Origin of the sequence: Thalassotalea castellviae, from assembly GCF_031846185.1 — a bacterium.
Taxonomy (GTDB): Bacteria; Pseudomonadota; Gammaproteobacteria; order Enterobacterales; family Alteromonadaceae; genus Thalassotalea_H; species Thalassotalea_H castellviae.
This window is the reverse complement of the sequence record NZ_JAVRIF010000024.1, coordinates 1-509: the sequence shown is the minus strand read 5'-3', so window position 1 is coordinate 509 and position 509 is coordinate 1. Positions and strand designations below refer to the sequence as shown.

2 tRNA genes are annotated in these 509 nt (G+C 44.0%); both read left to right on the top strand.

Annotation, left to right across the window (positions count from 1 at the left end):
* Positions 1–80: 80 nt before the first annotated feature.
* Positions 81–156, top strand: a tRNA-Ala gene (locus tag RM573_RS17430).
* A 165-nt stretch (positions 157–321) separates the two neighbouring features.
* Positions 322–398: transfer RNA gene (locus tag RM573_RS17425), tRNA-Ile, on the top strand.
* Positions 399–509 lie beyond the last annotated feature (111 nt).

The following is a 509-nucleotide window of genomic DNA, read 5'->3' as shown; positions in this document are numbered from 1 at the left end:
AACTTCGGTTTTCACGAGTGTCTACACAAATTGCCTGATAACAAATTAGAAGAAGTAACCCTTTACTAACAAGTAAACGAGGGGCTATAGCTCAGCTGGGAGAGCGCCTGCCTTGCACGCAGGAGGTCAGCAGTTCGATCCTGCTTAGCTCCACCACTTATTTACGAATGAGTAATGGATAACCCGCAAGTTATTCAGATGATTAACGCCGGGAATTGTTTCTAGAACAAGGCGTTTGAGATAAATGCGCAGGAGCTATCGTCTGATAGTGACAAGCATTTAGCGAAAACAACGCAGTTATAGGAATAATTAACAAGTTAAAGGTCTGTAGCTCAGCTGGTTAGAGCGCACCCCTGATAAGGGTGAGGTCGGCAGTTCAAGTCTGCCCAGACCTACCAAATTCTGCGTTACGCGTCGTTGCTTTTAACCTCGTTTAGTGAACTAAACGTCGGTCAAAAGCGCCTAGCCTAAGTTGAATTAACGTTAACTTCTTCACAAAGAATTGAATA